Consider the following 11,884-nt stretch of genomic DNA (forward strand, 5'->3'; position numbering starts at 1 on the left):
CTGGGTCGGTCCCGGTTAGCCTACGTAGCCGAGGGATTGCTGCAGAACCGCTGGTCCGCCCCTCATTCGTGGCCGCTCACCGGCCGGCGCACCTTATCCCCAGGTTTTTCCACATCTGTGGATAATTGTGTGGAAAGACGGCCGGAGTGGCATATTCGTAGGGCCGACGGTGCCCACGCCGCTGTCCGGTCGGGGGACCCGGACGGCGTTCGAACAGCTTCGGAAGTACGCGCAGTTCACGCGCTGCCGCCCAGTTCGGCGGCGGTTGCCGAGCGTACTCCGGCCGTGGTGAACCCATCGAAACCACCACGGGGAGGAAGCTGCATTGGACGACGAGCAGAACGTCTTGGCCACCGTGTGGCCCGAGGTGGTTGCCGAGCTGACCACCGGCTCGGCCGACGGCGCGATCCCCGCGGTGTCCCGGGCCCAGCAGGCCTGGCTCAAGCTGGTGAAACCGCTCACGGTGGCGCAGGGATTCGCCCTGCTGTCGGTGCCCTCGTCGCTGGCGCAGGAGGCGATCGAGCGCGACCTGCGGGAACCCATCCTCCGTTCGCTCGGACGCAGGCTCGGCCCCCAGGTGGAGGGGCTCGGCGTGCGCATCGCCGCGCCGACGCCCGCGGTGAACGAGCGCGCGGGCGGCACGCCCCGCCACGCCCGCATGACCAGCCGGCCCGAACGCCCGCGCGAGGCCGTGCGCCCGCCGTCGGGGTATCCCGGCCCCGACTTCGGCGGCGCGCCCGAGTACCCGGCCAGGCAGGGCGAGTACGGCAGGCCACGCTACGCGGGGGAGTACGGCGGGGACGGTTATCCCCAGGCGCAGGAGTATCCGACCGGCGACTACGCGGGCGGGTTCGCCGGTCGCCCGGAATTCGGCGGTGCCGCCGGTGGGGACTACGCGGCGCCCGCGGAGTATCCCGGCCGCCGTGAGTACGTCGCCGAGCCCGAGTTCGCGCCCGCCGCGGAGTACGGCGGGAAGCCCGACTACGCCGACGGCGGCGACTACCCCGGCTCCGATTACGAGCCGACCGCGGCCTACCCGGTGCCGGACTACGCGAGCGGCGAGTTCGGCGGCCGCGGCGACTTCGGATCGCGGCCCGATGTGCTCAGCCCCGAACCGCCGCGCCGGGAGCCGCAGCCGCCGTCGCGCCGCGATCCGGTGCCGCCGGGCCAGGAGTCGTTGTTCACGCCGGACGCGGTGCCCGCCCGTGGCCGCAGGCCGGTGCCCTTGGACGAGCCGGTCGCGCCGGTGGCCGAGGAGACCGAGGTCGCGCCCGAACCGGCACCGCGCCCCGAGGCCGACGGCGAGCCGGTCGTCGACGTGCGCAACAACTGGCCGACGTACTTCAACAAGTCCGCCGAGCCCGCGCCGCAGGCGTCGTCCTCGGCGAGCCTGAACGCCAAGTACACCTTCGAGACGTTCGTCATCGGCGCGTCCAACCGGTTCGCGCACGCGGCGGCGGTCGCCATCGCCGAGGCGCCGGCGCGGGCCTACAACCCGCTGTTCGTGTGGGGCGCCTCGGGTCTCGGCAAGACGCATCTGCTGCACGCGGCGGGCCACTACGCGCAGCGGCTGTTCCCCGGGATGCGGGTGAAGTACGTCTCCACCGAGGAGTTCACCAACGACTTCATCAACTCCCTGCGCGACGACCGCAAGGTGGCGTTCAAACGCCGCTACCGTGAGACCGACATCCTGCTGGTCGACGACATCCAGTTCATCGAGGGCAAGGAAGGCATCCAGGAGGAGTTCTTCCACACCTTCAACACCCTGCACAACGCGAACAAGCAGATCGTGGTGTCCTCGGACCGGCCGCCCAAGCAGCTGGCCACGCTGGAGGAGCGCCTACGCACGCGCTTCGAGTGGGGTCTGATCACCGATGTGCAGCCGCCGGAGCTGGAGACCCGGATCGCCATCCTGCGCAAGAAGGCGCGGATGGACCGGCTCGACGTCCCGCACGACGTGCTCGAGCTGATCGCCAGCCGGGTGGAGCGCAACATCCGCGAACTGGAGGGCGCCCTGATCCGGGTGACCGCGTTCGCCTCGCTCAACGGCCAGCCGCTCGACCTGTCGCTGGCCGAGGTGGTGCTGCGGGATCTGATGCCGGACACGGCCACGCTGGAGATCAACGCGGCCACGATCATGGCGGTCACCGCCGAGTACTTCAACACCACGCTGGAGGAGCTGACCGGTCCGGGTAAGGCGCGGCCGCTGGCCCAGGCCCGCCAGATCGCGATGTACCTGTGCCGGGAGCTGACCGATCTGTCGCTGCCCAAGATCGGCCAGGCCTTCGGTCGCGACCACACGACGGTGATGTACGCGGAGAAGAAGGTGCGCAAGGAGATGACCGAGCGGCGCCGGGTGTACGACCAGGTCCAGGAACTCACAGCCCGGATCAAGCAGCGCTCGCGCTGATTCCTCCACAACCCTCGAACACCGCCCTGACCTGGGGCGGTGTTCTTTTTTGCCTTGTGGATTCCTCGAGGAATCCCTGTGGAATCCTCGAGGAATCCACCGGTTGTCCACCGATTCGCTCCCAGGTGCTGTGCACGGACTGGGGACCGTTGCTCCACAGGAAGTTGTCCACACTGTCCCCAGGTTCGTGCACCCACAGGCTGTGGAGGGCCCGGAGCTGCGGGGATGCGTTGGCGGGCCTGTGGATTCCTCGAGGAATCCGTGTGGAGTCCTCGAGGAATCCACCGGTTCATCAGCAGGGGTGGGTCGGGTGTGGAGAACAGCCCCGAAGTGGTGGAACAACTCGAGGACGACTCGAGGATGAACTTGGGACAGATTTCGGGCGTCCACAGCCGGGTCCCGTTCATCCTCGAGACACTCCACGGTCATCCCCATGGCACCACCCGCTCTGACCTGCGGATACGGGCGAACTCCACAGATTCCACAGTGCCTATTACTACTGCAATTAGTTCTCTAGAAGAGATCTCTTGAAAACAGGGTGTGTGGAAAGTTCGCTCGGAGGGCTCGGCCCGGGCATCGGGTTGCGCACAGGCGGCACGGAGGAGAAGGGAGCGGTCCGGACGCGACGCGCGGGGCGTCGATACACGCGGAGGGTCGATGCGGATGACAGCGCTGTCGCGGGTACCGTTGCCGTGTCGGCCTCTTGTGCGAGACTCACACGACGCGCGCGAGGAACATCGTGACTCCGCCGACAGCCGCACTAGGGATACGAAACTGGAGAGGACAGATCGGGCGATGGAGCTTGCGAGCATGAAGTTTCGGGTCGCTCGGGAGGATTTCGCCGAGTCCGTCGCCTGGGTCGCGCGCAGCCTGCCGTCCCGGCCTCCGGTGCCCGTTCTCGGCGGTGTTCTCCTGGTCGCCGACGAGAACGGCCTGACCGTCTCCGGCTTCGACTACGAGGTCTCCGCGCAGATGCGCGTGGCCGCCGAGGTCGCGGGCCCGGGGCAGGTGCTGGTCTCCGGCCGCCTCCTGGCCGACATCACCAAGGCGCTGTCGAACAAGCCGGTCGACGTCTCGGTCGACGGGACCCGGGTGCTGATCGCCTGTGGCAGCGCGAAGTTCTCGCTGCCGACCATGCCGGTCGAGGATTATCCCCAGCTGCCCGAGGTGCCGCAGCAGACCGGTGAGGTCGGTGTGGATGTCTTCGCCGAGGCGGTCGGCCAGGTGGCCGTCGCCGCGGGTCGCGACGACACGCTGCCCATGCTCACCGGTATCCGGGTGGAGATCGAGGGCGAGCAGGTCGTCCTGGCCGCCACCGACCGGTTCCGCCTGGCCGTGCGCCACATCCGCTGGCAGCCGACGCGTCCGGACATCGAGACCGCCGTGCTGATCCCGGCCCGCACGCTGTCCGAGTCGGCCAAGACGCTGGGCGCCTCCGACGCCCCGGTCCAGCTGTCCCTCGGCACGGGCGCGGGCAGCGACGGGCTGCTCGGCATCGTCAACGCGGGCCGACGCACCACCACGCGACTGCTCGACGCCGAATTCCCCAAGTTCCGCCAGTTGCTCCCCAAGGAGCACACCTCCATCGCCACGCTGGCGGTCTCGGCGCTGAGCGAGGCCATCAAGCGCGTGGCCCTGGTGGCCGAGCGCGGCGCGCAGGTACGACTCGAGTTCTCCACAGAGGGCCTGTTGCTGTCCGCGGGTGGGGACGACGCGGGCCGCGCCGAGGAATGGCTCGAGGCCGACTTCCGCGGCGAGCCGCTGACCATCGCGTTCAACCCGGGCTACCTCAACGACGGCCTGTCCGCGCTGCACGCCGACCGGGTGACCTTCGGCTTCACCACCCCCAGCCGTCCGGCGGTGCTGCTGCCCGCCTCCGAGGACGAGCCCAAGGTGCTCGAGTCGGGCGCGTTCGCGGCACTGGAGAGCGACTACACCTACCTGCTGATGCCGGTCCGGCTGCCGGGCTAGGCCGGCCGGTACCGGGGACGGATGTACATCCGCACGCTGTCGGTCCGTGATTTCCGCTCGTGGGAGCAGGCCGACCTGGAGTTGTCCCCAGGGCGCACGGTCCTGGTCGGCTCGAACGGCAACGGCAAGACGAACCTGGTCGAGGCCGTCGGCTACCTGTCCACACTCGGTTCCCATCGGGTCGCCGCGGACGCGCCCCTGATCCGCACCGGCGCGTCCCGGGCGCGCATCGGCGCGACGGTGGTCAACGCCGGCCGCGAGCTGCGCATCGATGTGGAGATCAACGTGGGCAGCGCGAATCGGGCCCAGATCAACCGGTCGCCGGTACGCAGGCCGCGGGAGATCCTGGGGATCCTGCACACCGTGCTGTTCGCGCCGGAGGACCTGTCGCTGGTCCGGGGCGATCCGGGGGAGCGCAGGCGGTTCCTCGACGAGTTGTGCACAGCCCGGCTGCCCAGGCTGGCCGCGGTCCGCGCCGACTACGACAGGGTGCTGCGCCAACGCTCGGCTCTGTTGAAAACCGCGGGGCGGCAGGCGCGTTCGCGCGCCGACCTGAGCACCCTCGACGTGTGGGACGGGCATCTGGCCGAGCACGCGGCGGTCCTGCTCGCCCAGCGGCTGCGCCTGGTGCACGACCTCCATCCGCATCTGGCGGAGGCGTATTCGTCGATCGCTCCCGAATCGCGTCCGGCCGCCATCGCCTACCGCAGCGCCGCGCTGCCGCCCGAACTCACCGATCCGGCGCGGCCGCCGGAGGACGGTGACGAGGCCGCGCTGCGCGAGATCCTGCTGCGGGAACTCGCGGCGGCTCGTGGCAGGGAACTCGAGCGCGGGGTCTGCCTGGTCGGCCCGCACCGCGACGATCTGGACCTGCTGCTCGGCAGTTCGCCCGCGAAGGGGTTCGCCAGCCACGGGGAGTCGTGGTCGTTCGCGCTGGCGCTGCGGCTGGCCTCCTTCGAGCTGCTGCGCGCGACCGGCGCCGAGCCGGTGCTGCTGCTCGACGACGTGTTCGCCGAACTCGACCGGCGCAGGCGTACCGCGCTGGCGCGGGTGGCCGCGGGCGCCGAGCAGGTGCTGATCACGGCCGCGGTCGCCGAGGATGTGCCCGAGGAACTGGCCGCCGAGCCGCTGCGGGTGCAGACCAGCGGGGAGGCCGACGCGCGCACCTCCCACCTGGTGGCCGCGGATATGCACAGATAGCCATGGTTCTCCACAGTGCCTGTGGAGAACCGGCAACACTCTGGTGATTCCCGTCCACGGCGTGCGGGCGGTGTCGGCCCGGCGGCATAGACTTCCCCCATGAGCGAGCAGCCCGAGCCGGAACTCCGCGGGATCGACCTCGCGCGCCGGGCCCTCGAGGAGGCGCGCGCCGCGGCCAAGGCCAGTGGGAAGTCGGTGGGGCAGGGGCGGGCCTCGCCGGTGCGCAAGTTGCGCGCGGGGGGCCGCAGGCGCACGGGCTGGTCGGGCTCGGGTCCCGACGATCGCGATCCCCAGATGCTGTCCGCGCTGACCGGCCGGATCGCCAAAAGCCGTGGCTGGTCGGCGAAAGTGGCCGAGGGCATGGTGTTCGGGCGCTGGTCCGGGGTGGTCGGTGAGGACATCGCCTCGCACGCGACGCCGGTCGCGCTGCGCGACGGCACCCTCGAGATCGCCGCCGAGTCGACCGCGTGGGCCACCCAGCTGCGCCTGCTGCAGTCGCAGATCCTGGCCAAGATCAACGCGGCGGTGGGGCAGGGCGTCGTCACCCAGCTGCGGATCACCGGGCCCGCGGCGCCGAGCTGGCGCAAGGGCGAACGGCACATCAAGGGACGCGGTCCGCGCGACACCTACGGATAACCAGGCGGTGACCAGCGCAGACCCGCCGGTCGGGACCCGCCCGGGCGCGGAATGGTTGTGTACATGTGGACAGGCCCTGTGGACAACCGCCCGGGACGGCGCGATCGGGCGGCTTCGCGGAGACCGGACTCGACACTTCTCACGCCATTTCTGCCGGGCGGAAACCTTCTGGAGGCGGTCGCGTGTCGACGTTCTCCGATTTCTTGCATTCACGGCGGCGTGAGGGGTGTCGGAGGTGCACTGTAAGTTGGGTCTACCAGTAGGATGGTGACGTAACCAGCGGCGAACCTTCGGCGCGTGCTGTGCAGCAACGTGTTCTCACCCGGCTTCCCATCCGAGCCGCGTGCGTGCTGCCCGATCGCTGCGCCAGGGATCAGCAAGTAAGGAGAGCTACCCACCAGTGGCTGCCAACGACTCCAACGCATCGGGCAAACAGGGCTACGGTGCCTCCTCCATTACGGTCCTCGAGGGACTCGAAGCTGTTCGCAAGCGCCCCGGTATGTACATCGGTTCCACCGGTGAGCGCGGTCTGCACCACCTCATCTGGGAGGTTGTGGACAACTCCGTCGACGAGGCGATGGCGGGCTACGCGACCCGCGTCGACGTCACGCTGCTGGCGGACGGTGGTGTGGAGGTGGTCGACGACGGCCGCGGTATCCCCACCGGCATGCACGCGCAGGGCATCCCCACCGTCGAGGTCGTCATGACCCAGCTACACGCCGGCGGCAAGTTCGACTCCGACTCCTACGCCGTCTCCGGTGGTCTGCACGGCGTCGGCATCTCGGTGGTCAACGCGCTGTCGAGCAAGCTGGAAGCCGAGATCGACAACGACGGCTACCACTGGACCCAGGTCTACAAGGACGCCAAGCCCGGTCAGCTGATCCAGGGCGAGCCGACCAAGCGCACCGGAACCACGATCCGCTTCTGGGCGGACCCGGAGATCTTCGAGACCACCACCTACAACTTCGAGACGGTCTCGCGCCGCCTGCAGGAGATGGCCTTCCTGAACAAGGGCCTGACCATCACCCTGACCGACCAGCGGGTCAGCGAGAACGACGTCACCGACGAGGTGGTCAGCGAGACCGCCGAGGCGCCCAAGCACGCCGAGGAGGGCGCCGAGGCGCCCGCCGAGCCCAAGGTCAAGACGCGGACCTACCACTACCCGGGCGGCCTGGTCGACTTCGTGCGCCACATCAACCGCACCAAGACCCCCATCCACAACTCGGTGGTCGGGTTCACGGGCAAGGGCACCGGCCACGAGCTCGAGGTCGCGATGCAGTGGAACTCGGGCTACTCCGAGTCCGTGCACACCTTCGCCAACACGATCAACACCCACGAGGGCGGCACCCACGAAGAGGGCTTCCGCGCGGCGCTGACCACCGTGGTCAACAAGTACGCCAAGGAGAAGAAGCTCCTCAAGGAGAAGGACGGCAACCTCACCGGCGACGACATCCGCGAGGGCCTGGCCGCCATCGTGAGCGTCAAGGTCGGCGAGCCGCAGTTCGAGGGCCAGACCAAGACCAAGCTCGGCAACACCGAGGTCAAGTCGTTCGTGCAGCGCGCCTGCAACGAGCACCTGACGCACTGGTTCGAGGCCAACCCGGCCGACGCCAAGACCATCGTGCAGAAGGCGGTGTCCTCGGCGCAGGCCCGCGTGGCCGCCCGCAAGGCTCGCGAGCTGGTCCGCCGCAAGTCGGCCACCGACCTCGGCGGCCTGCCCGGCAAGCTGGCCGACTGCCGCTCCAAGGAGCCGAGCAAGTCCGAGATCTACATCGTCGAGGGCGACTCCGCAGGCGGCTCGGCGAAGTCCGGCCGCGACTCGATGTACCAGGCGATCCTGCCGCTGCGCGGCAAGATCATCAACGTCGAGAAGGCCCGCATCGACCGCGTCCTCAAGAACAACGAGGTCCAGTCGATCATCACCGCCTTCGGCACCGGCATCCACGACGAGTTCGACATCGCCAAGCTGCGGTATCACAAGATCGTGCTGATGGCCGACGCCGACGTCGACGGCCAGCACATCTCGACGCTGCTGCTCACCCTGCTGTTCCGCTTCATGCGGCCGCTGATCGAGCACGGGCACGTCTACCTGGCCCAGCCGCCGCTGTACAAGCTCAAGTGGCAGCGCAGCGAGCCGGAGTTCGCCTACTCCGACCGCGAGCGCGACGGCCTGCTCGAAGCCGGTCTGGCCGCGGGCAAGAAGATCAACAAGGACGACGGCGTCCAGCGCTACAAGGGTCTGGGCGAGATGAACGCCAAGGAGCTGTGGGAGACCACCATGGACCCGGCGGTCCGTGTGCTTCGTCAGGTGACGCTCGACGACGCGGCCGCGGCCGACGAACTGTTCTCCGTGCTGATGGGGGAGGACGTGGAGGCGCGTCGCAGCTTCATCACCCGCAATGCCAAGGACGTCCGCTTCCTCGACGTGTGATCCCGGCGCCGCGCCGCACCGGCGCGCCCGGCCCACGTCCGCCCCAGCCCTGTAAGGAGCCTTCATGACCGAGACCACCCTGCCGCCCAGCGGCGGTGCGGGCGACCGGATCGAACCGGTCGACATCCAGAACGAGATGCAGTCGAGCTACATCGACTACGCGATGAGCGTGATCGTCGGGCGCGCGCTGCCCGACGTGCGCGACGGCCTCAAGCCGGTGCACCGCCGCGTGCTCTACGCGATGTACGACAACGGCTACCGCCCGGACCGCGGTTACGTGAAGTCCGCGCGTCCGGTCGCCGAAACGATGGGTAACTACCACCCGCACGGCGACGCCTCGATCTACGACACCCTGGTCCGCATGGCCCAGCCGTGGTCGCTGCGGTATCCGCTGGTCGACGGCCAGGGCAACTTCGGTTCGCGTGGCAACGACGGCGCGGCCGCCATGCGATACACCGAGTGCCGCCTGACGCCGCTGGCGATGGAGCTGCTGCGCGAGATCGACCACGAGACGGTCGATTTCGTCCCGAACTACGACGGTCGCTCGATGGAGCCGACTGTGCTCCCCAGCCGCGTGCCGAACCTGTTGATGAACGGTTCGAACGGCATCGCGGTCGGCATGGCGACCAACATCCCGCCGCACAACCTCAACGAGCTCGCCGAGGCCATCTACTGGGCCCTGGAGAACTACGACGCCGACGAGGAAGCCACCCTCGCCGCGTGCATGGAACGCGTCAAGGGCCCCGACTTCCCGACCGCGGGCCTGATCGTGGGCGGCCAGGGCATCCACGACGCCTACACCACCGGCCGCGGTTCCATCCGCATGCGCGGTGTGGTGGAGATCGAGGAGGGCAACCGCGGCCAGACCCAGATCGTCATCACCGAGCTGCCCTACCAGGTCAACACCGACAACTTCATCAACTCCATCGCGGAGCAGGTGAAGGACGGCAAGATCGCGGGCATCTCCGACATCCACGACGAGTCCTCGGACCGCGCGGGCATGCGCATCGTGGTGACGGTGAAGCGCGACGCGGTCGCCAAGGTCGTGCTGAACAACCTCTACAAGCACACCCAGCTGCAGACCAGCTTCGGCGCCAACATGCTCTCCATCGTGGACGGGGTGCCGCGCACGCTGCGCCTGGATCAGATGATCCGGTACTACGTCGAGCACCAGCTGGAAGTCATCATCCGGCGCACCCGGTTCCTGCTGCGCAAGGCCGAGGAGCGGGCCCACATCCTGCGCGGCCTGGTCAAGGCCCTCGACGCGCTCGACGAGGTCATCGCGCTGATCCGCCGCTCGGCCAACACCGACACCGCGCGCACCGGCCTGATGCAGCTGCTCGACATCGACGAGATCCAGGCGACCGCGATCCTGGACATGCAGCTGCGCCGCCTGTCGGCGCTGGAGCGGCAGAAGATCGTCGACGAACTGGCCAAGATCGAGGCCGAGATCGCCGACCTCAAGGACATCCTGGAGAAGCCGGAGCGCCAGCGCGCCATCGTGCGCGACGAGCTGGCCGAGATCGTCGAGAAGTACGGCGACGACCGGCGCACCCGGATCATCGCCGCCGACGGTGACGTCGCCGACGAGGACCTGATCGCCCGCGAGGACGTGGTCGTCACTATCACCGAGACCGGCTACGCCAAGCGCACCAAGACCGACCTGTACCGCTCGCAGAAGCGCGGCGGCAAGGGCGTGCAGGGCGCCGGCCTCAAGCAGGACGACATCGTCAAGCACTTCTTCGTCAGCTCGACCCACGACTGGCTGCTGTTCTTCACGAACAAGGGCCGGGTGTACCGGGCCAAGGCCTACGAGCTGCCCGAGGCCAACCGGACCGCGCGCGGTCAGCACGTGGCCAACCTGCTGGCCTTCCAGCCGGACGAGAAGATCGCCCAGATCATCCAGCTCAAGACCTACGAGGACGCCCCGTACCTGGTGCTGGCGACCCGCAACGGCCTGGTCAAGAAGTCCAAGCTGGTCGACTTCGACTCCAACCGTTCCGGCGGCATCGTCGCGGTCAACCTGCGCGAGGACGACGAGCTTGTCGGCGCGGTGCTGTGCTCGTCCGACGACGACCTGCTCCTGGTCTCGGCGCACGGCCAGTCGATCCGGTTCTCGGCCACCGACGAGGCGCTGCGGCCGATGGGACGCGCCACGTCCGGGGTGCAGGGTATGCGCTTCAACGCCGACGACGAGCTGCTCTCGCTGAATGTGGTCCGTGACGGCACATACCTGCTGGTCGCGACGTCGGGCGGGTACGCGAAGCGCACCGCGATCGAGGAGTACACGGCCCAGGGCCGCGGCGGAAAAGGCGTATTGACAATCCAATACGACGAGAAACGTGGCAGCCTGGTGGGTGCGCTCATCGTGGACGACGAGGACGAGTTGTACGCGATCACCTCCGGCGGTGGTGTCATCCGCACCGCGGCCAAGCAGGTGCGCAAAGCCGGTCGACAGACCAAGGGCGTGCGATTGATGAACCTGGCCGATGGCGATACCTTGCTAGCGATCGCGCGCAACGCCGACGAGCCGGACCCTGATCAGCTCGCCGGGGACGTGGCTTCGCAAGAGCAGTGATTGAGACAGCGGCGGCAACGAAACGGATCCGAGGATTCCATTGACCACACCGAATGACGGGCAGCAGACCAACGGCGTGACCGAGCGCGTCGCGGCGTCGCCGATCCCGCCGCGGCCGATTCAGCGTCCGGCCGAGGGCGGGGGAGGAGACAGCGGCGACCAGGCGACGGTGCGGATGGGTACCGAGTCCGCGCCGTCCAGTCCGGCGGGCAAGGGCAACGGCACGGGCGGCGGGAAGCCGTCCCCGTATCAGGAGGGCTGGTCCCAGCTGCCGCAGCGGGAACCGCAGTCCAACCTGTACCGCCCGGGTGACGCGCCGGTCCAGGGCCGCCCGTCGTCGGGCCCGGTGGGTCTGAAGGGCGCAGGCGGCGGCGGTGGCGGTCTCAAGGGCAGCGGCGGCAACGCGCGCACCACGGCCGACCTCGCGGCGAAGGCGGCGCGCAAGGAAGCCGCCATGGTGAAGTCGGTCGGCATCGACGGGCCGACCCGCAGCATCGCCCGCCCGGAGCTGGTCAAGGACATGCCGGACCTGTCCGAGGTCCGGCACCCCACGCCGGAGGCGGTGCCCGCCGCGCCCGCGCCGCAGGGTGCCCAGCCCGCCGCAGCGCCGCTGCCCACGGCCGCGGTGCCGCAGGGCAGGCCGGTGTCGCCCGCCGCT

The 11,884-nt window shown here is 69.1% G+C and carries 6 protein-coding genes and 1 pseudogene; all 7 read left to right on the forward strand.

Annotation, left to right across the window (positions count from 1 at the left end; translation table 11 throughout):
* Positions 1–325 precede the first annotated feature (325 nt).
* Positions 326–2,410 carry a chromosomal replication initiator protein DnaA gene (gene dnaA / locus ON36_RS28380; RefSeq protein ID WP_043659952.1) on the forward strand — a complete coding sequence of 695 codons (2,085 nt, stop codon included), beginning with the start codon at positions 326–328 and terminating at the stop codon, positions 2,408–2,410.
* A 795-nt stretch (positions 2,411–3,205) separates the two neighbouring features.
* Positions 3,206–4,381, forward strand: coding sequence for a DNA polymerase III subunit beta (dnaN, locus tag ON36_RS28385; RefSeq protein WP_043659955.1), 1,176 nt, complete (start codon positions 3,206–3,208; stop codon positions 4,379–4,381).
* 21 nt (positions 4,382–4,402) lie between these two features.
* Positions 4,403–5,581 (forward strand): DNA replication/repair protein RecF, encoded by a 1,179-nt coding sequence (gene recF / locus ON36_RS28390; RefSeq protein ID WP_043659958.1) that lies wholly within the window; start codon positions 4,403–4,405, stop codon positions 5,579–5,581.
* A gap of 99 nt (positions 5,582–5,680) precedes the next feature.
* The gene (locus ON36_RS28395; RefSeq protein WP_043659961.1) at positions 5,681–6,217 is read left to right on the forward strand and encodes a DUF721 family protein; all 537 of its coding nucleotides are present in this window, start codon (positions 5,681–5,683) and stop codon (positions 6,215–6,217) included.
* Positions 6,218–6,617: 400 nt separating this feature from the next.
* Entirely contained in the window at positions 6,618–8,648 is a 2,031-nt protein-coding gene (gyrB, locus tag ON36_RS28400) for a DNA topoisomerase (ATP-hydrolyzing) subunit B (RefSeq protein ID WP_043659964.1), read from the forward strand.
* Positions 8,649–8,712: 64 nt separating this feature from the next.
* On the forward strand, positions 8,713–11,226 hold the full coding sequence (gyrA, locus tag ON36_RS28405; protein WP_043659966.1) for a DNA gyrase subunit A: 2,514 nt from the start codon (positions 8,713–8,715) through the stop codon (positions 11,224–11,226).
* A 40-nt stretch (positions 11,227–11,266) separates the two neighbouring features.
* Positions 11,267–11,884, forward strand: a pseudogene (locus ON36_RS33015) (DUF3566 domain-containing protein); the annotation flags it as partial.

The organism is Nocardia thailandica NBRC 100428 (assembly GCF_000308795.1).
Lineage (GTDB): Bacteria > Actinomycetota > Actinomycetes > Mycobacteriales > Mycobacteriaceae > Nocardia > Nocardia thailandica.